The sequence below is a fragment of the Maridesulfovibrio salexigens DSM 2638 genome, from assembly GCF_000023445.1.
GTDB lineage: Bacteria > Desulfobacterota > Desulfovibrionia > Desulfovibrionales > Desulfovibrionaceae > Maridesulfovibrio > Maridesulfovibrio salexigens.
Map to the genome: position 1 here is coordinate 4,206,228 of NC_012881.1, position 25,878 is coordinate 4,232,105.

22 protein-coding genes are annotated in these 25,878 nt (G+C 46.9%); 12 read left to right on the forward strand and 10 right to left on the reverse strand.

All coding sequences use genetic code 11. The features are described from left to right. Position 1 precedes the first annotated feature (1 nt). Positions 2 to 361, reverse strand: coding sequence for a response regulator (locus tag DESAL_RS19155; RefSeq protein ID WP_015853621.1), 360 nt, complete (start codon positions 359 to 361; stop codon positions 2 to 4). 421 nt (positions 362 to 782) lie between these two features. Here DESAL_RS19155 and DESAL_RS19160 point away from each other — a divergent pair, with 421 nt between their 5' ends. The 3 genes from DESAL_RS19160 to DESAL_RS19165 all read left to right on the forward strand — a co-directional run bounded on the left by DESAL_RS19160 (position 783) and on the right by DESAL_RS19165 (position 3,279). Beyond that, complete coding sequence (locus DESAL_RS19160; protein WP_015853622.1) at positions 783 to 2,291, forward strand: sodium-dependent transporter; 1,509 nt, start codon at positions 783 to 785, stop codon at positions 2,289 to 2,291. 3 nt (positions 2,292 to 2,294) lie between these two features. Further along, the gene (locus DESAL_RS20275) at positions 2,295 to 2,390 is read left to right on the forward strand and encodes a MetS family NSS transporter small subunit (protein WP_015853623.1); all 96 of its coding nucleotides are present in this window, start codon (positions 2,295 to 2,297) and stop codon (positions 2,388 to 2,390) included. 379 nt (positions 2,391 to 2,769) lie between these two features. Continuing rightward, positions 2,770 to 3,279: a nitroreductase family protein gene (locus tag DESAL_RS19165; RefSeq protein ID WP_015853624.1), complete on the forward strand. Its 510-nt coding sequence runs from the start codon at positions 2,770 to 2,772 to the stop codon at positions 3,277 to 3,279. A 77-nt stretch (positions 3,280 to 3,356) separates the two neighbouring features. On the opposite strand, the gene DESAL_RS19170 is transcribed toward DESAL_RS19165, so the two are convergent. Together DESAL_RS19170 and DESAL_RS19175 are read right to left on the reverse strand one after the other, a co-directional pair. Beyond that, entirely contained in the window at positions 3,357 to 4,049 is a 693-nt protein-coding gene (locus DESAL_RS19170) for a dienelactone hydrolase family protein (protein WP_015853625.1), read from the reverse strand. A 6-nt stretch (positions 4,050 to 4,055) separates the two neighbouring features. Further along, a complete protein-coding gene (locus DESAL_RS19175) occupies positions 4,056 to 5,006 on the reverse strand; it encodes a cation diffusion facilitator family transporter (protein WP_015853626.1) in 951 nt (316 codons plus the stop codon). Positions 5,007 to 5,410: 404 nt separating this feature from the next. Here DESAL_RS19175 and sstT point away from each other — a divergent pair, with 404 nt between their 5' ends. The 3 genes from sstT (at position 5,411) to DESAL_RS19190 (ending at position 10,305) form a co-directional block, all read left to right on the forward strand. After that, a complete protein-coding gene (gene sstT, locus DESAL_RS19180; protein ID WP_015853627.1) occupies positions 5,411 to 6,652 on the forward strand; it encodes a serine/threonine transporter SstT in 1,242 nt (413 codons plus the stop codon). 100 nt (positions 6,653 to 6,752) lie between these two features. After that, the gene (locus DESAL_RS19185; protein WP_015853628.1) at positions 6,753 to 9,629 is read left to right on the forward strand and encodes a DEAD/DEAH box helicase; all 2,877 of its coding nucleotides are present in this window, start codon (positions 6,753 to 6,755) and stop codon (positions 9,627 to 9,629) included. A 19-nt stretch (positions 9,630 to 9,648) separates the two neighbouring features. After that, complete coding sequence (locus tag DESAL_RS19190) at positions 9,649 to 10,305, forward strand: toxin-antitoxin system YwqK family antitoxin (protein ID WP_015853629.1); 657 nt, start codon at positions 9,649 to 9,651, stop codon at positions 10,303 to 10,305. Between the two features lie 45 nt (positions 10,306 to 10,350). Here DESAL_RS19190 and DESAL_RS19195 read toward each other — a convergent pair whose 3' ends face one another. The 4 genes from DESAL_RS19195 to DESAL_RS19210 all read right to left on the reverse strand — a co-directional run bounded on the left by DESAL_RS19195 (position 10,351) and on the right by DESAL_RS19210 (position 16,016). Further along, the gene (locus DESAL_RS19195) at positions 10,351 to 11,724 is read right to left on the reverse strand and encodes a sigma-54-dependent transcriptional regulator (protein WP_015853630.1); all 1,374 of its coding nucleotides are present in this window, start codon (positions 11,722 to 11,724) and stop codon (positions 10,351 to 10,353) included. 3 nt (positions 11,725 to 11,727) lie between these two features. Continuing rightward, positions 11,728 to 13,161: a sensor histidine kinase gene (locus DESAL_RS19200; protein WP_015853631.1), complete on the reverse strand. Its 1,434-nt coding sequence runs from the start codon at positions 13,159 to 13,161 to the stop codon at positions 11,728 to 11,730. 235 nt (positions 13,162 to 13,396) lie between these two features. Beyond that, complete coding sequence (locus tag DESAL_RS19205) at positions 13,397 to 14,740, reverse strand: hypothetical protein (protein ID WP_015853632.1); 1,344 nt, start codon at positions 14,738 to 14,740, stop codon at positions 13,397 to 13,399. Positions 14,741 to 14,840: 100 nt separating this feature from the next. Then, a complete protein-coding gene (locus DESAL_RS19210; protein ID WP_015853633.1) occupies positions 14,841 to 16,016 on the reverse strand; it encodes a pyridoxal phosphate-dependent aminotransferase in 1,176 nt (391 codons plus the stop codon). A 332-nt stretch (positions 16,017 to 16,348) separates the two neighbouring features. On the opposite strand from DESAL_RS19210, the gene DESAL_RS19215 reads away from it, so the two are divergent. From DESAL_RS19215 to ilvD, 4 genes are all read left to right on the forward strand, one after another. Then, positions 16,349 to 16,702 (forward strand): hypothetical protein, encoded by a 354-nt coding sequence (locus tag DESAL_RS19215; RefSeq protein WP_015853634.1) that lies wholly within the window; start codon positions 16,349 to 16,351, stop codon positions 16,700 to 16,702. A 20-nt stretch (positions 16,703 to 16,722) separates the two neighbouring features. Beyond that, positions 16,723 to 17,412 (forward strand): cell division ATP-binding protein FtsE, encoded by a 690-nt coding sequence (ftsE, locus tag DESAL_RS19220; RefSeq protein ID WP_015853635.1) that lies wholly within the window; start codon positions 16,723 to 16,725, stop codon positions 17,410 to 17,412. Continuing rightward, positions 17,406 to 18,287, forward strand: a complete 882-nt coding sequence (locus DESAL_RS19225) for a cell division protein FtsX (protein ID WP_015853636.1) — start codon at positions 17,406 to 17,408, stop codon at positions 18,285 to 18,287. The genes ftsE and DESAL_RS19225 overlap by 7 nt, the downstream gene beginning before the upstream one ends. 299 nt (positions 18,288 to 18,586) lie before the next feature. Then, positions 18,587 to 20,254, forward strand: coding sequence for a dihydroxy-acid dehydratase (gene ilvD / locus DESAL_RS19230; protein ID WP_015853637.1), 1,668 nt, complete (start codon positions 18,587 to 18,589; stop codon positions 20,252 to 20,254). An 87-nt stretch (positions 20,255 to 20,341) separates the two neighbouring features. Here the strand turns inward: ilvD and DESAL_RS19235 are convergent, their stop codons facing one another. After that, positions 20,342 to 21,298, reverse strand: coding sequence for a UDP-glucuronic acid decarboxylase family protein (locus DESAL_RS19235; protein ID WP_015853638.1), 957 nt, complete (start codon positions 21,296 to 21,298; stop codon positions 20,342 to 20,344). A 224-nt stretch (positions 21,299 to 21,522) separates the two neighbouring features. On the opposite strand from DESAL_RS19235, the gene DESAL_RS19240 reads away from it, so the two are divergent. Next, the gene (locus DESAL_RS19240) at positions 21,523 to 22,626 is read left to right on the forward strand and encodes a DUF362 domain-containing protein (protein WP_015853639.1); all 1,104 of its coding nucleotides are present in this window, start codon (positions 21,523 to 21,525) and stop codon (positions 22,624 to 22,626) included. Positions 22,627 to 22,908: 282 nt separating this feature from the next. On the opposite strand, the gene DESAL_RS19245 is transcribed toward DESAL_RS19240, so the two are convergent. After that, positions 22,909 to 23,586, reverse strand: coding sequence for an HAD family hydrolase (locus DESAL_RS19245; protein WP_015853640.1), 678 nt, complete (start codon positions 23,584 to 23,586; stop codon positions 22,909 to 22,911). Positions 23,587 to 23,697: 111 nt separating this feature from the next. Between DESAL_RS19245 and DESAL_RS19250 the strand changes: the two genes are divergently transcribed. Continuing rightward, on the forward strand, positions 23,698 to 24,840 hold the full coding sequence (locus tag DESAL_RS19250; protein ID WP_015853641.1) for a geranylgeranyl reductase family protein: 1,143 nt from the start codon (positions 23,698 to 23,700) through the stop codon (positions 24,838 to 24,840). A gap of 42 nt (positions 24,841 to 24,882) precedes the next feature. Here DESAL_RS19250 and DESAL_RS19255 read toward each other — a convergent pair whose 3' ends face one another. Beyond that, positions 24,883 to 25,761: a DMT family transporter gene (locus DESAL_RS19255; RefSeq protein WP_015853642.1), complete on the reverse strand. Its 879-nt coding sequence runs from the start codon at positions 25,759 to 25,761 to the stop codon at positions 24,883 to 24,885. Positions 25,762 to 25,878: the final 117 nt, after the last annotated feature.

Here is a 25,878-nt window from a genome sequence, read left to right on the forward strand (position 1 = left end):
ATCAGCGGGCCAGAACATCCTCTACCTTAAGCTCAAGCTCTTCTTTATCAATGGGTTTGACGCAATATTCATTGGCTCCATGCTTAAGTGATTCACGGGCAGTCTCAAGGGTCGGATATCCTGTAAGCATGATCACCTTCAATTCCGGCATAAGCTTTTTCATCTCTTCAAGCACTTCAACCCCGGTCATCTTCTTTAATTTAATATCGAGGATAGCCAGTTCAACATCGCTGTCAGAAACAAAAGAAAGAGCCTCCTCTTCCTCAGAAAAAACACTGACTTTGTGCCCTTTGCGTTCAAGAATTCGCTTGAGAAGTATTCCCGCGTCAACAACGTCATCAAGAACAAGAATATGTGCCATAACCAGACTCCTTAAGTTTAGCTGATCAACCATAATATCAAGATGATCATTAGTCGAGCACTCTGTTTTGTGATCTCTTTTGCTCTTATGCAGCACCAAGCAAATTTACCCTCATCTATCAGCAGAATCATTTTTTCTGTTCTTTTCTACAATGTACCTTTATTTTTCGAAATACAAAAATATTTATAATAAAATTCCATTTCGCTAAATTTTACATTCCAGATATCAATAATAACACCCAGACTGCACACAGATTACCATCTATTTCAAAATCCAGACACTTAATTTGATGGACAATAATCGAAATGTATTCTATGCGGTATGCTCAATTGTGCGTTTAGCGCATTTTACATATAGTTTTTGCTGAATCAGCAAAATGGTTGCTGTTTCAGCTGGTTTTTTCTTAAGGAGTTCAAACAACATGCAAAAAAGAGAAACATGGGGTTCCCGTTCCGGCTTTATTCTTGCCGCCGTGGGCTCTGCAATCGGATTGGGTAACATCTGGCGTTTTCCCTACATGGTTTATGAAAACGGTGGTGGTGCATTCCTCATCCCTTATTTCGTAGCAATGCTTGCTGCGGGTATCCCATTCATGATCCTTGAATTCGGTCTCGGCCAGAAATTCAAGGGTTCCGCGCCAAAAATTTTCTCATCCATTTCCAAAAAATGGGAATGGCTCGGCTGGTGGCAGGTAGTGGTTTCATTCATCATTGCCTCTTATTACGTTGTAGTTATCGCATGGGCGATGAACTACGTGGGCCTTGCCTTCACTCAAGGATGGGGAGACGCTCCCAAGGATTTCTTCTTCGGAAGCTTCCTTGGTCTGACCGATTCCCCCATGAACATGGGTAATGTGCAGGGTTCCATCTTCCTGGCAACCGCCGCAGCCTGGGCATTCACTTTTATTGCCCTGTTTACCGGAGTCAAAGCCGGTATTGAAAGGGTCAACAAAGTATTTATGCCCCTTCTCTTCCTGCTTGTGTTTATCTTCATCGGAAGAGGTCTGATGCTCCCCGGAGCAATGGACGGTATCAACTGGCTCTTCAAGCCGGACTTTTCCGCCATCATGGATGGTAAAGTCTGGGCTGATGCATTCGGCCAGATCTTCTTCAGTCTCTCCATCGGGTTTGGTATCATGCTCTCTTACTCCAGCTACCTGCCCAAAGAGTCCGACATCAACAACAACGCCTGCATGACTGTTTTCATCAACTGCGGATTCAGCATAATCTCCGGTATCATGATCTTCAGCGTGCTAGGCTACATGGCCCAGCAGCAGGGTGTTCCCATCAGTGAAGTTGCCGGTGCAGGTGTAGGCCTTGCCTTCATCACCCTGCCCACCGCAATCAACCTGATGCCCGCGCCTGTATTCTTCGGCGTGCTCTTCTTCCTGGCACTCGTTGTTGCCGGTCTCTCTTCCATGATCTCCATTAACGAAGTTATTACTTCCTCCGTGATCGACAAATTCGGTGTTTCCCGTAAGAAAGCTGTGGCAATATGCTGTTCACTCGGTTTTCTGGTCAGCATCGTTTTCACTACCGGCGGCGGTCTGCTTCTGCTTGATATCGTTGACCACTTCGTCAACAACTTCGGTATTCTCATTGGCGGTTTCATTGAAATCGTATTTGTAGCATGGTTCTGCAATCTCGATGAAATGCGCGTTCACGTTAACAAAACCTCCGAAATCTCCGTTGGTTCCCTGTGGCTGAACAGCCTGCGCTTCGTTGTTCCGGCAATGCTCGGTTTCATGATCGTGACCAACTTCATCGGTGATCTCTCCAAGAACTACGGTGGATACTCCAACACAGCCATTGTTGCATTCGGCTGGGCAACTCTTGCCCTCTGCCTTGCAGTCGGCTTCGCACTGTCCTCTCAGGACCGCGCATTTGCTAATGTATCTTCCACCAACAGCAGCTTCCTCAAAAGGAGATAAGCCATGACTACCAGCGCAATCATCATGATGCTCTTCGGCCTCGGTATTACCTGGGGCGGAGCAATCGCCTGCTTCCGCATTGCTTTTAAAAACAAATAGCGATTCGGACAGAACATAAAATCAAAGAAAGGGTGCACTTCTCAGGAAGTGCACCCTTTCTTCTTTGAGGAAAGGATAGGCGGTGCCGAACGGTTAGCGAGGGAGGAGAACGGCACCGCCAAGGGGTTGGACTGCAAAATAACCAAAAGTATTTCAGACCAAATCAGGGGTGTGATTATGCGTAGAATACTATAGTGAGAGTTAAAATCAAGCACTATTTATAATTAACTCTGCTTCTAGATAAAAAACAAAAATGCGGCAAATCACATCAATCAAATTGTCCAACCTTATAATCAGACAAAAATATGATCTGCTTTTATCAAGCGCTGTGTTATAAACAAGACATTCATACAACAATTATTCAATGGAGATAGTAGACATGGATGTATTTGAAGCAATCCACTCCCGCAGAAGCATTAGAAAATTCGAAGATAAAGCTGTATCCGAAGAAGACATTAAAGATATTCTCGGCGCAGCTATGATGGCACCCAGTGCGGGAAATGCTCAGCCCTGGCAGTTTGTCGTTGTGGATGACCGTGAAAAACTTAATGCCGTTCCAGACATTAACGAATACGCCGCAATGGCCAAGAATGCCCCTTTAGGCATCCTTGTCTGCGGAGATCTCAGTCTTGAGAAATACGCCGGATATTGGGTGCAGGATTGCTCAGCAGCCATCCAGAATCTGCTGCTGGCTACTCACGCCAAAGGACTCGGCGCAGTCTGGACCGGAATCCACCCCATTGAAGAAAGAGTCGAAGGCTTTAAAAAACTGTTTAATCTTCCCGAACAGGTCATCCCGCTGGGCTTTATGGTGATCGGCCATCCCAAACAGGAACCTAAACGGAAAGATCGCTACAAAGAAGAAAGAGTTCACCGCAACAGCTGGTAGAAAACAACTTACATTTTAAAATAAGAACCCCCGGCACAGATGTACCGGGGGTTCTTATTTTAAAATGTTTTAATTTACTATTTATTATCTTTTAACCAGCTAGACAACGTATTCCACATTTCTTCAGCAAGCACTGCATCAAACCCTGCATCTTTAGGATTGGCAAAACCGTGATGTGCATTATCCAACTGAATCAAATCATATATCACTTCAGCAGCATTCATCTCTTGCTTAAACATCAATAAATGCTCTTCTGGAACTACGGGATCGTTATTTACATGGACGGCAAGTAGAGGACATTCAATATCTCCCGCTGCTACCGGATGGCTGGTGTCTAGGTAGCCGTACACTGAAACAGCACCTTTCAATTTTTCTCCGGTACGGGCAAGCTCCAAAGCCGCACCTCCGCCAAAAGAGAACCCAAGTACAAAAATCCGCTCCGGATCAACTTCCGCTTGATCCTGCAAAACAGCCAGGCATGCTTTGGCCCGTTCACGCATGAGCTGACGGTCATTACGGTAAATACGGTGAGTACTGCGAGCTTCATCAATATTGGCAGGACGGTTGCTGATTCCATAAAAGTCTGCGGCAAGCACAGCATAACCATCTGCTGCAATACGCTTTGCATGATTAACTGTTACTTCATTCAGGCCGGTATATTCATGAAAAAGCAAAACAGCAGGAAACGGACCTTCGCCTTCAGGCAACAACATAATACTTTCAAGTTCAGTATCACGGTGAACGTGATTGATTTTACATGGCTGCTGCATAAGTAATTAATCCTTATCTCCGAACTTTTCCTTGAGTCTGATCATGGATCCGCAAAGCCCGCCTATCTCGTCACAATCATAAGAAGCAACATCTTCTTTCGGCTCAACATGAATGGTCACATGGCAATTGTTCAGATCCGACTTGATACAGTCCTCAATCTCCGTGCATAAATCATGAGACTCGGTAAGAGTTGAATCTCCGGGAAGAAGCAGATGAAAATCCACAAAACGTTGTGACCCGGCCTTACGTGTCCGCAACCCGTGATAAAGAGCATCCTCTCCGCTACAGCTGCGAATAGCTGAATCAATAGTCATCAACTCTTCGTGGGGCAAAGCATTATCCATCAATCCGGAGTAAGACTTTTTAATCAATGAAAATCCTGTAAAAACAATATTCCCGGCCATGATCATGGCAATTACAGGATCTATGAATGACCATGAAGGAGGAGTGAAAAGCATTATCCCCAATCCGGCAACGAGCCCTATGGAGGTCCACACATCAGTCAGCAAATGTTTTGCGTCCGCTTCAAGAGTAATGGAATCGTGAACCTCGGCTCCTTTAAGCATAATCTTGGCAGTTACATAATTCACTACAGAAGAAAGCAATGCTATGCCCAGCCCGATACCTAAATTCTGCGGAACAGCCGGACTTAGAAACCTTTCAACCGATGCATAAACAATCCCCACTGCAGCAATCAAAATAAGCATCCCTTCAGCACCACTGGAAAAATACTCTGCTTTCCCATGTCCATAAGCATGCCGCTCATCAGCAGGCTTCAAAGCCATGGTCAATGTAGCCAAAGCAAATAGCGCAGCCGAAAGATTAACCAAAGTTTCCAATGCATCGGAAAGCAAACCTACGGAATCTGTAACGTACCATGCCCATGTCTTAAGGAACATGGTGATAATTGAAGCCGCAATTGAGTAGTAAATGTACTTTTGTGGAGATTCAGCCATGTTTTTCTTCCTGTTTTCAAATTGATTTAAAAAAAATTACATAGTGGTCATCAATACAACAATAAATCATCAATTTTTCGTTTTAAGTAAAATTTAATCCAAATATTAATCAAATAGAAATTTCAAGACAATCACATGACAATATTTTTAATATTGAACTGCATTATTGATTGAATAGTCATTCAGTAATTTAATTTAAACTTTATACCATACAATATTAACCTATTGTTGTGCAACTAGCTATGCTTGTGTTTTGCTTATTGAATTTTTACTCAATGCGTAAAATAGCAAGGCATAAATTAACTTTTTACCTATTTGAAACAAAAATGTTGACAAGAATCTCAACATCTACCTATAACCAAAGCCGTCTAGCATAATTTTTTTTCAAAACACGGGGGATAAAAATGACTCAATCAACTAACATCTTTAAACGCATTGCATCCGGCAGTCTGGTAGTACAGATCATGATCGGTATTGCAGCAGGTATCGCACTGGCAACCGTTGCTCCTGAAGCAGCAAAATCCATAAGCATTCTTGGCAGCCTTTTTGTTAAGGGCCTGAAAGCAGTTGCACCTATCCTGGTTTTCGTAATTGTTGCAGCATCCATCGCAAACCAGAAAAAAGGCGCGCACACCAACATGCGTTCCATTATTTCCCTGTACCTGATCGGAACATTCATGTCCGCACTGGTTGCTGTTACCATGAGCTTCCTGATGCCCACCACCCTTACCCTTGTTGCAACTGAAACCAGTGCAACTCCTCCCGGTGGTATTGCTGAAGTTCTGAACACCCTGCTTTTCAAAATAGTTGATAACCCGGTTAATGCTCTCTACTCCGGTAACTTCATCGGTATTCTCGCTTGGGCACTTGCACTCGGTTTCTTTTTCCAGCACGCAAGCGATGCAACCAAACAGGTTCTGAACGACCTTTCCGAAGGCGTTTCCAGAATCGTTAAGCTAGTTATCCGCTTTGCACCTCTGGGTATTTTCGGTCTGGTATCCAACACCATCGCCACTACCGGTTTTTCCGCACTGGCAGGATACAGCCACCTGATCATGGTACTGCTCATCTCCATGGGTACCATCGCTCTGGTAATCAACCCCGCAATCGTCTTCCTCAAGACCAAACGTAATCCTTATCCCCTCGTTTTCACCTGCCTGCGTGAAAGTGGTATCACCGCATTCTTTACCCGCAGCTCCGCAGCGAACATTCCGGTTAACATGGAACTTTGTAAGAAGCTCGACCTGCACGAAGATACTTACTCCGTATCCATCCCCCTCGGCGCTACCGTAAACATGGGCGGTGCAGCTATCACTATCACCGTTATGACCCTTGCTGCAGTACACACACTCGGCATTCAGGTTGATATGGCGACTGCTCTGCTGCTCAGCATCATCGCTTCCGTATCCGCATGTGGTGCTTCCGGTGTTGCCGGCGGTTCCCTGCTGCTGATCCCCCTTGCATGCTCCCTCTTCGGTGTTCCCAACGAAATCTCCATGCAGGTTGTTGCTGCAGGTTTCATCGTTGGTGTAATTCAGGACTCCGCTGAGACCGCACTGAACAGCTCCACAGACGTTATCTTCACCGCTGCTTCTGACATCGCAGCGAAGAACGCTGAAACTGCTGCTGAAACTGTAAAAGCATAACATACGCTTTACAGACCAAGCTAATCCAAGGGCCGTGTGTTTCGACACACGGCCCTTTTTTCTTGACGAATCTTAATTACGATATGACTCTGTTTGCCTGATGCATGATCAAGACAGAATACAAGAATATATCAACTCTCTGCTCGCTTCACCTACCATGGGTGATCAGGTTGTCCACCACAGGACCATGGACGGAACAGATCCCTCCTATGGCGAACCGCGCCGCCCTTTTTCACCCTCGGTAAATTCCGTACTCGGATTCAGAAATATTGAGCAGCTGTATTCCCATCAGGCTGAGGCTACTGACTACGCCCGTGCCGGACGCAATGTTGTTGTGGCCACTCCTACAGCCAGCGGAAAAACCCTGACTTACAACCTGCCGGTGTTGGAACAATGTCTGCGTGATCCTGATTCCCACGCCCTTTACCTTTTCCCGCTCAAGGCCCTTGCGCAGGACCAGCTCAAGACCTTTAATGAAATGGCTGCCCTGCTCCCGGAACATGCACGTCCGGAAGCAGCCATCTATGACGGTGACACTTCCCCCTACAGACGCAAAAAAATACGCGATACCCCGCCCGCTGTAATTCTGACCAACCCTGAAATGCTGCATCTTTCCATGTTGCCGTACCATGAAAAATGGGCTCCCTTCCTTGCCGGACTGACCCACATCGTTGTTGATGAAGTCCACACCTACCGTGGGGTGATGGGATCGCACATGGCAATGGTTTTTCGCCGTCTGCTGCGCATATGTAAGTATTACGGAGCCAATCCTTCATTTATATTTTCCTCAGCAACCGTGGGCAATCCGGCTGAACTCTGCCACGACCTGACCGGACTGGAGGTAAATCCAATCACCGAATCCGGTGCAGCCTCCGGTAAACGCAACTACATATTTTTCAATCCTGTTGTTTCTCCTTACAGCGCTGCAATTCAGCTGCTTAAGGCCGGGCTTGCGCGAGGACTAAGGACCATCGTCTACACCCAGTCGCGCAAGATGACCGAGCTTATCGCTATGTGGGTCAATGAGAAGGCCGGGGAATACAAGGACCGCATCAGCGCCTACCGAGCTGGATTCCTGCCCGAGGAACGGCGAGAAATTGAGCAGAAGATGTCTTCCGGGGAATTGCTGGCTGTAATCTCTACCAGCGCCCTTGAACTGGGCATTGATATCGGCGGACTCGATCTCTGCATCCTCGTGGGATATCCCGGCTCAGTAATGGCAACCCTCCAGCGCGGAGGCCGCGTAGGACGCAGCCAGCGTGAATCAGCTGTAATCCTCATCGGGCAGGAGGATGCCCTCGATCAATATTTCATGCGCAACCCGGATGATTTCTTTTCCCGTCCTGCAGAAAACGCAGTGCTCAATCCTTACAATCCGGTAATCATGCAACGGCATCTGGTCTGCGCCGCGGCGGAACTCACCCTGCGCGATAACGACTATCTGCTCCGTGATGAAGAGATCAAAAAACGGGTAACTGAACTGGAAAAAGAAGGAATACTACTGCGCAACAAACGCGGCGATGAGATCTATTCCACCCGCAAACGCCCGCACCGCGATGTGTCCCTGCGCGGAGCCGGATCAACCATGCACATCGAGGACTCCGCCAATGGAACCACCATCGGCACCATTGATGAAGTCCGGGCCTATTCCGAAGCACACGAGGGTGCGGTATACATCCATCGCGGCTCCACCTACTGCATTAAAGAGCTGGACCTCGGAGCCAAAAAAATCAAGGCCGCCAAGGAACGTGTAGGTTACTACACCCGGGCACGTAAGAATAAATCAACGGAAATCCTTGAAGTCTATTCCCAGAAAAAAGTCTTCGGAATTGTCATGCGTTTCGGAAGACTGCGGGTAACGGAACAGGTCACCGGATATGAAAAGCGGGCTGTAAAAGGTGGAAAATTGCTTGGGATAGTGCCGTTGGATATGCCTCCGGTAGTATTTGAAACCCAAGGTTTGTGGATGGAAATTTCACCTGAGATCAAACGCAGGGCCGAAGAGGATTTCATTCATTTCATGGGCGGTATCCACGCGGTGGAGCATGCAGCAATCGGCATCACTCCCTTGCTGGTACTCACTGACCGCAATGATCTGGGCGGAATTTCCACGCCCATGCACGAGCAGGTCGATGGTCCGGCAGTCTTTATCTACGACGGCATTCCCGGCGGCGCAGGACTGACCATGCAGGCTTTTGAACAGGCTGAAGAACTACTTGAACGCACCTTACAGGTCATCGTAGACTGTGAATGCGAGTTGGGCTGCCCTACGTGTGTACACTCTCCCAAATGCGGTTCAGGCAATCGGCCCATCGACAAGGCTGCGGCCATCTACGTACTGGAAAACATGGTTAACGGACAACCACCGGAAAAAATAGAGGATTTATCTATGGTACTGGTTCCTTTCGGCGAAGATGTAAAAAAGGAAGAAAGCTCCAAAGAGCCCAAAAGCTTTGGCGTGCTTGATGTGGAAACCCGCCGCTCAGCGCAGGATGTAGGCGGCTGGCACAAGGCCGAGCGCATGGGTATATCCATTGCCGTGCTCTACGATTCCACTGAAGATAAATATTTCGAATATGAAGAAGACCAAATCCCGGAAATGATGGAGCGTGTCCAGAAACTGGATCTGATCATAGGCTTCAACATTGAACGCTTCGACTACAAGGTCCTTTCCGGCATCCATCCCTTCAACTATAAAGGATTACCCACGCTGGACCTGCTGCTCAAGGTCTATGAACGGCTGGGATACCGCCTGAAGCTCGATAACATTGCCCAGGCGACTCTTGATGCCGCAAAAAGCGCGGACGGCTTACAGGCCCTGGAATGGTGGAAAGAAGGCCGTCTGGACCTTATCACCGAATACTGCAAGCAGGATGTAGCTGTAACCCGTGATGTCTACCTGTTTGGCAAAGAGAACGGATACGTGCTATTTACTAATAAAGAGAAGAAAAAAGTGAGATTACCAGTGAGTTGGTAGGAAACAAGTTGGAGTGTCTATGTCCAGAAAGTTGCTGCTTTGTTCAATGACCCTGTTTTTAATGCTGCTGACTGCATGCTCACAGCAGGAAGCAACTTTCTATGAACTCAGTTTTGAGCAGGACAAGATTGTGCTTATCGACACCAATAAGCCCTTCAGCGGAATCTACACAGAATATTATGACGCAGGACAGCAATTCCCCAAAAGCCGGATTGTAATTAAAAATGGAGTAATGGAAGGCAGGTTCTATCACTACTACCCGGACGGCAAACTGCGCGAAAGGGGGACCCACAGTGACGGCAAGATTTACGGTTACCATTCCCTGTACTGGCCCAACGGCAAGATCAAGCAGAAATTCTTTGTAGGCCGTGACAAGTCCGGATACAATTACGAATATTTTGATAACGGTAAGATAAGGGAGATGCGCCATTACAACGCGCAGGCCCAGCTGGACGGCAAGTCCTTCACCTTTCATCGCAACGGCAATGTTAAGGATGAAATGAATTACAAGAAGGGCAAGCGCGAAGGCTTATTCATCACCAAGGATAAGGCCGGATTCCTTGTTAATGTCTTTGAGTACCGTGACGATGTCTTGCAGGAACATGCCCGTGATCCTGACCTATCCGATCACTCCAAGTATTCGGCCAAGACTACTATGTATTATAATTTTCTGTAAAAAAAGGGGTGATGAACTTTGTTCACCACCCCTTTTTAAATTTATTTATTTCCCGCTAATTTTATACTTCTTCAGCTTATACTGCAAAAGACTCTTGGAGATTCCGAGCATATCAGCGGCATCAACCTTGACGAAGTTGCTTGCGACCAACGCCCTGCGTACCAATGTAGCTTCGATTTTATCCAAGGTATCGGCAAGATTGAGCTTTGAGGGCAACAAGTCAACTGCGCTTTTAAACTGTGCTTCCTCATCCTTGATTTCAGCGGGCAGGTCTTCGGTCTCAATGACTGTGCCGGATGAAAGAACAACACAACGTTCCACAACGTTCTGCAACTGACGCACGTTTCCGGGCCATTCGTAGGCGGTCATGTAATCCATGGCTGCCGGGGCAAAACCGTCAAATTCCTTATTGTTGTCTGCGGAATAGGTGGCAAGAAAATGGTCGACCAGAAAAGGGATGTCCTCACGACGCTCGCGCAGAGGCGGCATTTCAATGCTGACTACATTGAGGCGGTAATAGAGATCCTCTCGAAATTCGCCCTTTTCCACTGCTTCCTTGAGATTCTTGTTAGTCGCGGCAACAATACGGATGTCCACCTTAATAGGATCAACTCCACCCACACGCTCAATGGTCTTTTCCTGCAACACACGCAGCAGCTTAACCTGCATATCGTGGGAAATTTCGCCAATTTCATCAAGAAAGAGTGTGCCTTGGTCAGCAGCCTCAAAACGACCCCGCTTGCGGGCAACAGCTCCGGTAAAAGAACCTTTTTCATGCCCGAAAAGTTCACTTTCCAGAACTCCGGCGTTAAAGGCCATGCAGTTCACAGAAACAAAAGGCTTGTCACAACGCGGTGAAGCCTGATGAATAGCCTGCGCTACCAGTTCCTTACCGGTTCCAGATTCACCGGTAACCAGAACGGTGGAGCTTCCCGGAGCGGCCTTGCTGATCATATCAAAGACCTGCAACATGGGCTTGGAACGACCAATAATATTGCTGGGTGAATAGCGGTCTTTAATCTGTTCGCGGAGCTGTCTGTTTTCCTGCTGCGCCTTGGCGAACTGAGCCGCCTTGGTCACGGAAAGAAGCAGTTCCTCGTTGGCAAAAGGCTTGGTAATGTAGTCAAAAGCTCCTATTTTCATAGCCTCAACAGCTGATTCAATGGACCCGAAAGCGGTCATGATAATTACCGGAATGTGCGAAAAATTCTTTTTCACATGTTCCAGCACATCCTGCCCGGTCAACTTAGGCATTTTCATATCGGTAATGACCAGATCAACTTCCGATTCATCAAGATAGGCCAGACCTGTTTCCGGGTCGGAAAGGGCGGTAATGGTATACCCCTCATCTGAAAGCAGAGCTTCCAGAATGAGCAGATAGTTCTGTTCGTCGTCCAGTATGAGAATATTTGCAGGCATTTTCTAGCAGTCTTTCTTTTGAGGTAAAAATATTTCCAAACGCGCCCCGCCCTCAGGATTATTCCCGATGCGCAGCTTTCCGTTATGGCTTTCCACAATATTGGTCACAATTGCAAGCCCTAAGCCTGTTCCATTATCTTTAGTTGTAAAAAACGGGTCTTTAACTTTCTCGATTATCTCAGGTGTGAATCCGGTACCGGAATCACTTACAACAACGCTTATGCCACCCTCTGCTTCATTAATGGAAACAGCAATATACCCATCCTTTTCCACAGCCTGCATAGCATTGCCGACAAGATTATAAAAAGCGCGGTAAAGCAGGTCTTCGTCACCACAAACCTGATGCCCCGGAAGATATTCCCTTTTCAGCTCAATGTTGCTTTGGCGGCATTTGGATTCCAGAAACATATAGATCTTATCCAGCAAATCCGCCGGATCAAGTGCGGTCATGGCAATCTTGCGCGGCCTTGCGTAATCAAGAAAATCGCTCACCGTGCGGCTCAACCGTTTGGTTTCCTCATGGATTGCACCCAGAATCTTAACATTGACCGGATCGCTTTCCTTCATCCTTTTGAGCAAGAGCTCTGAACTTGAGCGGATAATTCCGAGCGGATTGCGAATCTCATGAGCCACCCCGGAAACCATACGCCCGATACTGGCCAGTTTTTCACTCTGGTTAAGTTCTTTCTCAAAATCACGCCGTTCGCGCATGCGCTGTTCATTGATGATGTCAGCACGGCGGATAATAGCCATGATAGTGGCAAAAAGGATCAAAGCCGAAAAACTGGAAGTGAACAGGATCAAACGCTCAAAATTAATAACCGATTGATAATCCTCGGTAATATCCTGAGTAATCTCCATCACGCCCATGATTACATTCTCATCAATATTCAAGCTCTTTTCAGAACGGAGCGGATAAACAATCTTAAGCTGCATTGTTCCGGGCCGCATATGAAAATCAAAAAGAAGAGCCAGTGTGGATTTCTTACTGATAAATTCATACCGCGGATTACCGGTTTCAATGACCTCTTTGATAAATTCACCGCCAAGATCATCCTTGCCGATTATTTCAGTATCAGTCGAATATGAAACCATAAATTCCGGATCATAGATGCGCACTTCATTAACTTTAAAACTGTGCACAGTAGAACGCACTACCTGATCAAGGCGCTCCATCTGTTCCTTATTTTTCAGCCCGATACGCCCATAACCGATAATAGTAGGAAGAATAAAACGGCGGTAAATCTGGTGATTCAAGTTTTCAGCCTGCAACAAAGCGAACTGCTTCTGCTTTTCCAGAAGAGTTTCGTCCGCATGTTTAGCCAGGAAAACAGAAAGTCCGAGACTGCTGGCAATAATAACAATCAGCAAAGTCCAAGAAAGAAGCTTAACAAGCTGGAATGATTTAACTTGCAAATCTTGATGTTGTGAATCCAAAAGAATGCCTCCGGCGGCCCTTCAGGGACCAGAGAACCCTTTTGTAAAATGGCTCTCTGGACTCTCCTAAAACTTTTAATAGATATAATTGAGTAATAGCTTGCTTATTCGTGCCTCAAAGAAGGCAGGTAGTAAAGGGAAAGGGGCAACTTAGGATCATTCCTAAATTGCCCCGAATTATTCAACTAGGGATTACAGAGATGATTAGCAAAAAGCACGATAACGTATCAACTCATTAAAATTCCTGCTCTTCCCGCTTAGTATTCAGGAAGGAATTAAGGCTTTCCTTTTCCTTTTCCAGACCGTCAGCGCCGAGACGTGCCTTGGCGAGCAACTTCCCCATTTCCACAGCAGGCTGGTCAATAGGATTAATTTCTATCAGCCAACCGGTAAAAATAGTTGCAGCCATGAGCAGACCCATGAGACGGCCGGCGGCTTCCTCTGAATCATCCCCCATCTGCATTTCAACCAGCGGAACCTTATTTGCGGCAAGCGCCATCTTGGTTCCGAGTCCTTCAGCGTGAATCAATTCACCAAAACTCTTACCTTTAAGATAAGCAAAATTGTCCGGAATATCGTCCGAAAAGGGAGCTCCTTCAGGCAAAGACGGGCAGGTCAGGAACAGGCAGCCTTTATTGCGCGGACCATCCAGAAACATCTGGTTTACGGAATGCTGGTCTGTGGCCCCGATCGCCGGAAGAGGCTGACTGCCTTTACCTTCCTTACCGAGACTTTCAGCCCAGAGCTGGGCAAACCATTGCCCGAAGCAGGCCCATTGCGGAATGTAGGAAAAGAAAATCAGTTCATTGTACCCTTCGCCCATCAAACCGGAAGCCCAGCAAGCCATTTTAAAAGCCGGATGACGACTCAACAGGTCACCATTAAGATTGGGGGATGCCAAAGGCGAAAGCACTGCGGAAGCACCTTCAACCAGCGAGCGGTAATCAACCCCCATAAACATGGCAGGAAGCAGCCCCACAGCGGAAAGTACGGAATATCTGCCACCAAGAAAATCCGGAACTTCGAGGGTGCGTACGGAAAATTCATCGGCCTGCTCACGCAGGAATCCCTTCTCCTTATCGGTTACGAAAAGAAGATTGCGATTCCAGTTATCACCAAGATCCTGCTTAAGTTTATCGCGGACAAGGAAATACTGGCTGATTGTTTCGATTGTGCCGCCGGATTTGGAGACAACCGCAACAAGTGTTTTTTCAAGGGGAAGTTTCTGAAGATATGCGTCAAGGGTCTTAGCGCATACGTTGTCAGCAATCCAGAGCCACGGACCTTCATGTCCGGGCTGGTCCTGCTGCGGAAAGAAAGCTTTCTGCAAAGCTCGTGCTCCAAGTGCGGAACCACCGATGCCCAGCAGAAGCATATGGTCGAAACTTTTTACGTAATCTTCAAGGCCGTCCAAATCATGAAGCAGTGAAGCCATGAACGGCATGGAGCAGAAAGGCAGCTTACCTTCAGCCACTTCTCCGCTGAATCTTGCAGCAATGGAAGCTGCGGAATCACAATGGGATTCAGAATCAAGACGTTCGTACCAGCTGTCGGTCCAATCAAGAATATTAGCAGCCATATTCGATCTCCCTTGGTATGGGTTGCAGCCTCTTCCGGTATCATCAACCGGAAGAGGCTGATTTTTTCATCAATCAAATATGACTATGTTTACTTTTTTTTTATTTTCCCATCAACACTTTGCCGATTTTTTCCAGTGAATTTTTGAGCACTTCATCATCCACGGCATAAGAGAAGCGGATGCAGCGGTCATCACCGAAAGCGGAACCGGGCACAAGAGCGACTCCGGCTTCTTCCAGAATCTTGGTGCACATGGAAGCGGAATCAGGGGTTTCTTCAGTAAAGAAAGTATCAAGAACCGGGAAGAGATAGAAAGCTCCATCCGGTTTGGGGCAGATAACACCGGGCCATGATGTGATGATATCGTAAGCAAGGTCACGGCGACGCTGAAACTTAACGCACATCTCATCAATAAGATCCCAAGGTCCTTCAAAAGCAGCCAGAGCAGCTTTCTGAGCCATGGTGTTTACGTTTGAAGTGGACTGTCCCTGAATTTTGACCATTGCTTTTACCAGATCGGCATGAGCAAGGGTGGTTCCAACACGCCAACCGGTCATGGCAAAACTCTTGGAGAGCGCACCTACAATAGCTACGTCTTCAGGATTCTTTTCCCAGAAATTGGCAAGGGTGGAATACTCGGCAGGCTTATAGACCAAACGGTCATAAACTTCATCGGAAACAATGAAGATACCTTTGGACTTTGCCCAGTTGGCGATCTCATCCAGCTGTGCCTGCGGATAATGTCCACCGGTGGGGTTGGAGGGAGTGTTCAGAATCAGCAATCTGGTTTTTTCAGTACATGCTGCTTCCAGATCTTTGATCTCCGCCAGAAAACCGGACTCGGCAGTTGTAGGCACGATGACCGGCTTACCTTCAGCCAACTCAACCATAGCAGGGTAACTTACCCAGTAGGGAGCAGGAATAAGCACTTCATCGCCCGGATCAATCAAGGCCATGAACAGGTTATACAGAGAATGCTTACCACCATTGCTGATGATGGTATTTTCAGCTTCAGCTTTCGCACCGTAAAATTTACCGTAGTAATTTGCTACAGCTGTGCGCAGTTCCGGGAGTCCGGGCACTGCAGTATAACGGTGAAATCCATCATCAACAGCTTTCTTCATAGCTTCGCAGACATGCGCCGGAGTAGGACAATCAGGCTCGCCAACCGCGAGGCTTACGATTTCCTTACCCTGTGCGCGCAGTTCCTGTGCCTTGGCGTTTACAGCCAGAGTTGCTGACGGTTTAGCCCTCATAAGTCTTTCAGAAATTTTCATATCTCTTTCCTGCTGCTTGAGTTATATGTTTATCCACGGCCATTGACGATATTTAAGCATGCACCGTAACTGAGGATTTTAACCAGTTACGACACTATCAAATGAAGCACCCGAAAGGTGTGTAATTGTCAGGATTGTCATTAAGGTCCATGCTCTATACGGGAACTTAATTGAAAACATCAAAAACGTAAATCTCTCTGTGGGACATATCCCACTTTACAGCTATTTTTTTGACCGTTTACCGAAAGAAAAGTCCCACAAGCCGCTTTATATAATGTTTTTTGCAAAACTGTCGCACCCCTGCTACAACCGCATTCGAGGAGTTTACGAATATGATCTACAGATTCTTAGTTTTGACCGTCCTATTGCTGAGTCTTGCTGCCTGTGCCCCTGTTATGATGAATGGTGAAGTCACATCTGAAAAAGGTACTTCTCTCGGTACAGTGGAAATGACTGCCAACAAACGACCGGAACTTGAAGCTTATACCATTAAAGCACAACTGCCCGATGAAACAGTTTTCAACGGTGATATCAAGTACCATGAAAAATCCGTAACCCTGTACAGCCATGACGGGGTCAGCATGAAATGTAACTTTGAATTGAAAGACCAGCTCAAAAAATTCGAAGGCGGCGGAGAAGGCTCCTGCACCACTTCTGACGGCCAGAAGCTGACTGTAAAATTCTAGCTTTTTTTACGGTGAATTAAATGATCCGGCTTAACCGGCTTTCATACAATTTCGGCTCCAACTGGGCCTTGAAAGATGTATCCCTGCACATTCAAAAAGGTGAATTTATCTTCCTGACCGGACATTCCGGAGCAGGCAAGACCACCCTTATGCGTCTGCTTTACGGTGCCCTTCCACTCACCCGTGGTCAGGCCTCTGTTGCCGGATACGACTTGCATGATATCAAGCGCGGCCAGATTCCCATGCTGCGCCGTGAACTTGGTGTTGTCTTTCAGGATTTCAAAATCCTGCCGAACCGTTCAGTATACGAAAATGTTTCCCTCGCCCTGACAGTCCGCAGCATGCCCAAGTCTGTTGTGGACAAAAGGGTCCGGGCCATTATCCGCGCCCTCGGACTTGAAAAGAAAAGCTACTCGAAATGCAGCAGTCTTTCCGGTGGAGAACAGCAACGTGTAGCCATCGCCCGTGCAATGGTAGTAAATCCCAAACTGATCATTGCCGACGAACCTACCGGAAACCTCGACTTTGAGCTTTCCCTGCATTTAATGGATGTTTTCAAGCAATTTCACACTCATGGCACCACAGTAGTCATGGCGACCCACAGCCGTGAAATTCTGCGCTGTGTACCTGAAGCCAGAATTATCCACCTTGAAGACGGCCAGCTCTGCGAACCACCGGAATACCTTACCTCGGAGCTCTGCCAATGTTAGCACTTTTCTTCAGGCTCATCGTCCGTGGTATCCGTGATCTGGGATTGCATCCGTGGGCTAATATTTTTACCCTTGTGGCTGTTACCATGGTCTCCATCATGGCCGGACTGTTCATGCTCACCCTGCATAACGTCAATCAGGAACTGCTCAAGAGCAAAGGACAGGTTGAAATCCAGATGTTCTGGGCTTCAAATACTCCAGCTGAAGATTACGAAAAACAATGGGCCGAACTGCGTAATATTAAAGGCTTGAAAGACATTCGTACCTTCACCCCGGAAAACGCCTTAAAGCAACTTTCAGAAGCACTCAGCGACAGTGATGATTTCTCATGGCTCGGTAAATCCAGGAACCCCCTGCCGCCTACTGCCCTGCTTTCTTTTTCCGTAGAACAGGGCGTTGAAAATGAACGTTGGGCCGCAGATTTACTGCATGACCTTAAAGCACTTCCCTTTGTGGACAAGGTGCATTACAATCCCCTGCAGATTGACCTTGCAAGGGGCTGGATCAGCCTGACCCAATCCATAGTCTGGCCCATCATCGCTTTCCTCGGTCTGATAGTCGCACTTGTTGTCGGAAACACCATGCGCCTTTCACTTATGACCCGCAAAGATGAAATAGAAATCCTATATCTAGTGGGCGCCAAGCAATGGTTTATCCGTCTTCCGCTCCTAACCGGAGGGGCACTGCTCGGACTCGTCGGAAGTTCAACAGCCCTAGGTATCCTTTACGCTGCCCAGCAATTTTTCACAGATATCCTGAACTTTCCGCCGCTATTCATGAAATTGACCTTCCTGCCCCCTGAACAATGCCTTATACTGGCAGGAACCGTCACCCTGATCGGAATGCTGAGCAGCTTTGTGGCTGTTAAGAATTAGAAATTTGATGCGCTATCGCGCTTTTTAATAATCGCATTTCGCCTCCGGCGGCCAAAGGGGATAATCTCCTTTGGAATTCTTAATGATTAGCTTTTTTAATAAAGCCTAATCTTGCATTTCAACATCCAAAAATGGCCATTCCTCATTAAAGGAAATTTTTCATATTAACCCGCTATCAACCGTTACATAGAGCGATAGCTTATTAAAAAAGTTTGGGATTCTTAAACCCTTTCCAAAGGGTTTAAGGCCCCCGGCAGGGTCCTTGAAGAACTGCCGGAGGCATCCAGGAGAGGAAAATTATGAGAAGTAAAAAAATGACTGGAGGGCTGGAGAAAGCCCCGCACCGTTCCCTGCTTTACGCACTGGGCTTGTCCAAGGACGAAGTTAACCGTCCGCTGATCGGTATCTGTAACGCTGCCAACGAGATCATTCCCGGTCACGTACATCTGCACACCATCACCCGTGCTGTAAAAGACGGCGTGCGTCTAGCCGGCGGTGTGCCCATGGAATTTCCTGCCATCGGTGTCTGTGACGGTTTGGCCATGAACCACACGGGCATGCGTTATTCCCTGCCCAGCCGTGAAATCATTGCCGACTCCATCGAGATCATGGCTACCGCACATCCTTTTGATGCTCTGGTACTCATCCCCAACTGCGATAAAATCGTACCCGGTATGCTCATGGCTGCCCTGCGCCTGAACATTCCGACCATCGTCATCAGCGGCGGTCCAATGCTCGCAGGTCGCAAAGACGGTAAAAAAGTCGACCTGATTACCGTATTCGAAGGTGTAGGTCAGGTTAAGACCGGAAACATGACCGAAGACGAACTTACCGTACTCGAACAGAGCGCCTGCCCCACTTGCGGTTCCTGTTCCGGTATGTTCACTGCCAACTCCATGAACTGCCTTTCCGAAACCATCGGTCTGGCCCTTCCCGGTAACGGCACCATTCCCGCAGTCATGGCTGAACGCACCCGCCTTGCAAAAGCAGCTGGTTCCCAGATCATGACCCTGCTCGAAAAGGACATCAAACCGCGCGACATCGTTACTGAGAAAAGCCTCAAGAACGCGGTAACCATGGATATGGCTTTGGGCTGCTCCACCAACACCGTGCTGCACCTGCCCGCCATCTTCAATGAAGCAGGCCTCAAGCTGGACCTGACCGTATTTGATGAAATCAGCCGCAACACCCCCAACCTCTGTAAGCTTTCCCCCGCCGGTCCCGATCACATCGAAGACCTTAACGCAGCGGGCGGCATTCAGGGCGTTATGGCAGAACTTTCCAAGACCGGACGCATTGAGCTCGACCCGATGACTGTTACCGGTAAGACCGTTGGTGAGAACCTTAAGGAGCTCAACGCAGGAGTCAAAGACCACAAGATCGTACGTCCGGTTGATGATCCTTACTCCACTGAAGGCGGTATCGCTGTTCTGTTCGGTAACATTGCTGAAGACGGCTGCGTAGTTAAGCAGTCTGCTGTGGCACCTGAAATGATGAAACGCACCTGCAACGCCAAAGTATTCAATTCCGAAGAAGAAGCTGTCGAAGCTATCCTCGGCAACCAGATCGTTAAGGGTGACGCCGTTGTAATCCTCTACGAAGGACCCAAAGGCGGACCCGGTATGCGCGAAATGCTGACCCCGACCTCCGCAATCGCAGGTATGGGACTCGGTGCAGACGTAGCCCTGATCACTGACGGACGTTTCTCCGGCGGTACCCGCGGCGCAGCTATCGGACACGTTTCCCCGGAAGCAGCTTCCGGCGGTGCTATCGGATTGGTCCAGACAGGCGATGTAATTGAAATCGACATCCCCGGACGTTCCATCAACGTGAAGCTCGATGAAGCTGAAATGGAAAAACGCCGCGCTGAATTCAAACCCATTGAAAAAGAAATGCCCTCCGCATTTCTCAAGCGCTACAGCCAGAACGTAACTTCAGCATCAACTGGTGCTATTTATAAAAAATAGTTTCTTCAAAATACTAAAATAAAAGTCCGCAACATCTATATGATATTGCGGACTTTTTTTATTGATAATAAACTAACTGAGCAGCATCTACTTAAATATAGATTCCAAATCCAAGGTCTTGAAATATTCAATAGTGCTGACCAATCCTTTTTCGAGCTGTATGGTCGGTTCCCAGCCGAGTTCTTTTGCGCGAGTAATATCAGGCTTGCGCTGCTTGGGATCATCTCCGGGCAGAGGCTTGAAAATGAGTTCTGATTTTGATCCGGTAAGTTCGATCACTTTTTCAGCTAACTCGAGAATAGAAAATTCTGTCGGGTTACCGAGGTTTACCGGTCCGGTAACTTCGTCCGGGGTATCCATCAGGGTCAAGAAACCCTCTATCATATCATCAACATAACAGAATGAACGGGTCTGTGATCCGTCGCCGTAAATGGTAATGGGATTTCCCAGAAGAGCCTGAGTTATGAAATTTGAAACCACGCGTCCGTCATTGGGATGCATCATGGGGCCATAAGTATTGAATATACGGGCTACTTTGATGTTCACTTTGTGCTGACGATAATAGTCGAAAAAAAGTGTTTCTGCGCAACGTTTTCCTTCATCGTAGCATGAACGGGGGCCAATGGGGTTTACACTGCCCACGTAGCTTTCCGGCTGGGGATGAACTTCAGGATCGCCGTAAACTTCGGATGTTGAAGCCTGAAAAATTTTAGCTCTGGTACGCTTGGCAAGGCCGAGCATGTTGATTGCCCCGTGTACGGAAGTTTTGGTAGTCTGCACCGGATCATGCTGATAATGGATAGGTGATGCTGGACAGGCCAGATTGTAGATTTCATCAATCTCAAGATAGAGCGGAAAAGTTACATCATGCCGGATTATCTCAAAATTAGGGTTACTCAAAAGATGAGTTACATTGGATTTTGTCCCGGTAAAAAAATTATCCACGCAGATAACATCACACCCATCAGCAAGCAGCCGCTCACAAAGATGTGTTCCCAGAAATCCTGCTCCACCGGTTACCAGAACCCTTTTCAGTAAGTGCATTTTTAAAACTCCTGAATATTCAATTTACCCGCATTCCCTATCTCATTCTCTTCGTTATATAAATCAACTGGGAACTGAAAGCTACCCGATCATTTATGCACAAATTTATGCTTTAAGTCTGCTGTTTTAAAAATAGACAATATCCAAAGCAAATTATAGGTTAAACCCGCAAAAACAGTCAGGGAAATGATTTACATATTTTCGTAAAGACAGGGGGAAGTGTTATGTCCAAAGTATATTTCTGGAATTTGCGTACTACCCGCAAATCTCCGCATGCTTTGAAGATGAAAAAACTGCTCAAGCAGTCCGGTCTGAATGCTATTATTGATCCGGGCAACCTTGTTGCTCTGAAAGTACATTTCGGCGAAAGCGGAAACACCGGGTATCTTAATGCCCTCAATCTGCGTCCTATCGTAGATTTCCTGAAAAAAGCCGGAGCCAAACCTTATTTCACAGACACCAGTACACTATATGTAGGTGAGCGCGGAGAATCAGTTTCCCACGGCCTGCTGGCAGCGCGTCACGGTTATGATCCAAATGTCATAGGTGCTCCGGTCATGTTTGCAGACGGCTTGCGTGGTGAATATGAAACTACCATCCCCTATGACGGCAAATATATATCTGAAGCCCATATAGGCGGCATGTTCATGGAAACGGACATGATGGTTACACTTAACCACGTCAAAGGGCACGGTTTGGCAGGCTACGGCGGAGCCATTAAAAATATTGGTATGGGCTGCGCTTCAAAGAAAGGTAAAATGCACATCCACGTTTCCACCGCTCCGCACCTTCATCCTGAAAAATGTACCGGTTGCGGTGTCTGTATAACCGAATGTGCTGCTAAAGCACTCGATCTTGACGATGATGGCAAGATCATAATGGGTGGAAAATGCACAGGCTGCGGTCGCTGCTTCCTTTCCTGTCGCTATGGTGCAATATCCATCGACTGGAAAAGCGACGTTGAAGTATTCACCAAACGACTGATTGAATACAACAAAGCCATTCTGGACCATCTCAAACGTCCTGCCATGCACATCAACTTTCTTATGAACATCACTCCGGACTGTGATTGCCACGGATATAGTGATGCACCAGTCTGTCCGGATCTAGGAGTCATGATCTCATCCGACCCTGTTGCTGTCGATCAGGCGGCTCTTGATATGATTAATGCTGCGCCGCCGCTCTATCCCAGCAGATTACCTGACGGTCTGAGTCAAGGTGATGACAAATTCAAAGCCCTCGCACCGGATACACCTGATTCATTCGGACTCAGATATGCTGAAGAAATCGGTTTGGGTTCAAGGAACTACAAGCTGGTGACTATTTAGCTTAAATAACGTGTTCAAAAACATAGGGCGCAGTATCTTAATTGATACTGCGCCCTTTTGTTTTGAACAATTTATGGCTACTAATTGTTTATAACTAATACCTATATTTCAATAAGTTAGTTTAGTTGTGTACAAAACGAAACATCATAATTTACCATCATTATCTTATGTTCTTACAGCGGTATCCCAATGGTAACTTTCGTTAAGAACATAGTTCAGGTTCTTTTTGCGCCTTTACTGCTCCTTGTAGGCAGCAAAACTAATGTTTTGAACATTTTTAGACTACAAATTGTTTACAACTAATCCTTCTTTTTCAAGTAGTTGAATAAGTTCTGCACAATTTACAGCTACGAAATCTGGTTCAGCCTGCTGAAGTTCTTCTACGGACATCCGACCTGTTGCTACTCCGGCGGTCATGGAACCTGCCCTTTTTCCGGTTTCTATATCCATAGGATGATCACCGACCATTAGTGTATTTTCCGGTGACACCCCAATTACTTCAAGTGCCTTGAATAAATGTTCCGGGTGAGGTTTTACGTTTTGAACATCTTCGCGGGAGAGAAAACATCCTGAGAGTTTATTGATTTCAGGCACCAGCTCCCGCACCGCCGAAGCTGTATTGCGAGTAATGATTCCGGTTTTGATTCCTGAATTACGCAAACCGTTCAGCATATCACAGGTAAAGGGAAACAGCTTGCCATTACGGGCAGCTTCAACTTCCATACTGATGATTAAAAAACGGCAGCGGGTATGGAATTCCTTACCAAGCTCAGGATCTTCCTCGGCCAGGCAGTCTGCTATAAAATCCACCCATTCAAGAGCAGGAACATCTTTTTCCGGTAAAGGCTCAAGAAATGCACTACCCAAAGCCTTGAGTCTCTTTTTCATCTCATCAAAATCAATGGTCAATTCGGCCAGTGTTCCATCGAAATCAAATATTATTGCTTCTATTGTTTTCATATTCCGGTAAGTTTTGTACGGTCTTGCTTGCCCAAGTGCTCGCTAGGCGATATAAAATCACAACTTAATCAAGCAGATATTCCGGTTGTGAACATATTTTCAGGAGTCAAAGTGTCCGGTAAATTCGATGTCATAATTGCAGGGGCAGGTCCCACAGGCTCTACAGCCGCAACCATCCTTGCAGGTAAAGGTTTTAAAGTAGCGCTGATTGATAAGGCCGAGTTCCCCAGAAAAAAACTCTGCGGCGGTCTTCTTACCTACAAGGCTACTGAAGTATTAAATAAAATTTTCGGCTGTGATGTGGATTGCCTTAAAAAACAAGGTATCATCAATTTTGAATCGCCCGAATATTCCATCAATTACCGTGACTACAACATCCGTGATGCTGAATCATCCATACCCTTCCGCTTTGTGGATCGGATAGATTTTGATTACTTCCTTCTGCAAAAAGCCGCAAATGCCGGAGCGCAAATATTCACCGGTGAAGAAATCAAAGAATGCAACTATCAGGATGCTGAAATTAAAACCGCATCAAACCGGATTTTTAAAGGAAAATACCTGATCGGTGCAGACGGTGTACATTCAACCATCCGCCGTTCAGTTCCTTATGATAAGAAAAAATGGCGCGATGACATGGCTGCGACCATTGAAATAATTTTTGATAAAAAAGATTTTCCGCGCGAAGTGGCCAAGCCGGAACTCTATATCGGTCATCTCAGAGCCGGATATATCTGGGTTTTCCCTGCTAAAGGTAAAGTAGTAACCGGCATTGGAGCACTTACCCGCTGCACTACTGATTTTAAGAAAACCTACATGGATTTCCTGCGTTCACAAGGCATTGCCAATCCCGAATCCATGCACATGCAGGGCTATCCACTCCCTTATGGAAACTTCATGGAAAATCCCTGCTTCGGACGCACTCTCCTTGCCGGAGATGCAGCAGGTCTGGTCGAACCGCTCTTTGGTGAAGGAATTTTCTATGCCTTGCAGACCGGACGCTACGCAGCAGAATCAATAGCCCGCGGAATCACCGAAAATAAAAGCCCGGACAAGTTCTATCTCGAACGTCTGGAAAAATATGTATTCCCCGAACTGCGCTACTCTAACCGCTTACGCTGGACCCTGTTCTATTCCCAGCCGTTATTAAAGCACATGTCGTTTAAAATGATGTTTAAATCCATGCCCAGAATACTGGCCGACATGGTTCACGGCGTGAGGTCGTATAAATTTTTATTGAAGAAAGAATGGGATTAAAAAAAAAGGGGTGATGTTCATAAACATCACCCCTTTTTAATTCTATGATTTAATCTGCGACAGCAACATACCTGACAGCATCAATCCACACCCTATCAAACCTTGCGTGGTCAATATCTCTCCGAGCAACAGCCATCCGGCAAGTGCTGCAAATACTGACTCAAGGCTGAGAATAATCGCCGCGTGAGCAGGCTTGGCTTCCTGCTGCGCCACAACCTGCAAAGTATAGGCTACGCCGACAGACATCAGTCCACCGTAAAGAATGGGCACAATTCCGGCCCAGATTCCGGCAAAAGTCATTGTCTCAAAAGAAAAGGCACCTATAAAACTGAACACTGAACAAACTACAAACTGCCCTGCTGCGAATTTGACCGGATCAATTTTGCTGGACAGCAGGGAAATAACAACTACATGTCCTGCAAAAAATACCGCGCAGATAAGGACAAGCAGGTCGCCCATTTCAATATGAAAGCCTTCGTTAACGGAAAGCAGATACATACCGATTACCGCCAAAACTGCACCGATCCAAGTAGGTAATCCGGTTTTCTGCTTGAAGAACAATCCCATAATAGGAACAAATACAACGTATAGTCCGGTGATGAACCCTGCATTTCCTGCTGTTGTATAAACAAGTCCCCACTGCTGAAAAGTAGCTCCTAAAAAGAGTGCGCCCCCGGCAATTAAACTGCCCTTAATGAAGCTCCCCTTATCCACTTCCCGATAAGTACCGTCTTTCTTCTTTTCGCTGTCTATACGCTGAATGAGCGGAATAAGCGCAGCTGCGCCAAGTGCAAAACGGACCGCATTGAAAGTAAGCGGTCCCATGTAATCCATACCCACCCGCTGGGCCACAAATGCGGCACCCCAGATAATGGCTGTGATAAGCAGTAAAATATCAGCTTTAAAACTTTTGGTGTTCATAAGATGACCTGATGCGCTGCGCGCTTTTGACGGGTGATTTCGCCTCCGGCGGCCAAAGGACCAAGGCCCCTTGGAATCCCGAATAGTTTTCGTGAATGATTGTGGAAAAGTTGAAAT

Excerpts from the sequence above, each read along its gene's own strand:
- DESAL_RS19245 (WP_015853640.1), bottom strand. The coding sequence starts at position 23,586 with ATGAAAACAATAGAAGCAATAATATTTGATTTCGATGGAACACTGGCC.
- DESAL_RS19155 (WP_015853621.1), bottom strand. The coding sequence starts at position 361 with ATGGCACATATTCTTGTTCTTGATGACGTTGTTGACGCGGGAATACTT.
- DESAL_RS19195 (WP_015853630.1), bottom strand. The coding sequence starts at position 11,724 with ATGCCTGCAAATATTCTCATACTGGACGACGAACAGAACTATCTGCTC.
- DESAL_RS19215 (WP_015853634.1), top strand. The coding sequence starts at position 16,349 with ATGATCTACAGATTCTTAGTTTTGACCGTCCTATTGCTGAGTCTTGCT.
- DESAL_RS19240 (WP_015853639.1), top strand. The coding sequence starts at position 21,523 with ATGTCCAAAGTATATTTCTGGAATTTGCGTACTACCCGCAAATCTCCG.
- DESAL_RS19165 (WP_015853624.1), top strand. The coding sequence starts at position 2,770 with ATGGATGTATTTGAAGCAATCCACTCCCGCAGAAGCATTAGAAAATTC.
- DESAL_RS19255 (WP_015853642.1), bottom strand. The coding sequence starts at position 25,761 with ATGAACACCAAAAGTTTTAAAGCTGATATTTTACTGCTTATCACAGCC.
- ilvD (WP_015853637.1), top strand. The coding sequence starts at position 18,587 with ATGAGAAGTAAAAAAATGACTGGAGGGCTGGAGAAAGCCCCGCACCGT.
- DESAL_RS19210 (WP_015853633.1), bottom strand. The coding sequence starts at position 16,016 with ATGAAAATTTCTGAAAGACTTATGAGGGCTAAACCGTCAGCAACTCTG.
- ftsE (WP_015853635.1), top strand. The coding sequence starts at position 16,723 with ATGATCCGGCTTAACCGGCTTTCATACAATTTCGGCTCCAACTGGGCC.
- DESAL_RS19205 (WP_015853632.1), bottom strand. The coding sequence starts at position 14,740 with ATGGCTGCTAATATTCTTGATTGGACCGACAGCTGGTACGAACGTCTT.
- sstT (WP_015853627.1), top strand. The coding sequence starts at position 5,411 with ATGACTCAATCAACTAACATCTTTAAACGCATTGCATCCGGCAGTCTG.
- DESAL_RS19190 (WP_015853629.1), top strand. The coding sequence starts at position 9,649 with ATGTCCAGAAAGTTGCTGCTTTGTTCAATGACCCTGTTTTTAATGCTG.
- DESAL_RS19160 (WP_015853622.1), top strand. The coding sequence starts at position 783 with ATGCAAAAAAGAGAAACATGGGGTTCCCGTTCCGGCTTTATTCTTGCC.
- DESAL_RS19185 (WP_015853628.1), top strand. The coding sequence starts at position 6,753 with ATGCATGATCAAGACAGAATACAAGAATATATCAACTCTCTGCTCGCT.
- DESAL_RS19225 (WP_015853636.1), top strand. The coding sequence starts at position 17,406 with ATGTTAGCACTTTTCTTCAGGCTCATCGTCCGTGGTATCCGTGATCTG.
- DESAL_RS20275 (WP_015853623.1), top strand. The coding sequence starts at position 2,295 with ATGACTACCAGCGCAATCATCATGATGCTCTTCGGCCTCGGTATTACC.
- DESAL_RS19175 (WP_015853626.1), bottom strand. The coding sequence starts at position 5,006 with ATGGCTGAATCTCCACAAAAGTACATTTACTACTCAATTGCGGCTTCA.
- DESAL_RS19170 (WP_015853625.1), bottom strand. The coding sequence starts at position 4,049 with ATGCAGCAGCCATGTAAAATCAATCACGTTCACCGTGATACTGAACTT.
- DESAL_RS19235 (WP_015853638.1), bottom strand. The coding sequence starts at position 21,298 with ATGCACTTACTGAAAAGGGTTCTGGTAACCGGTGGAGCAGGATTTCTG.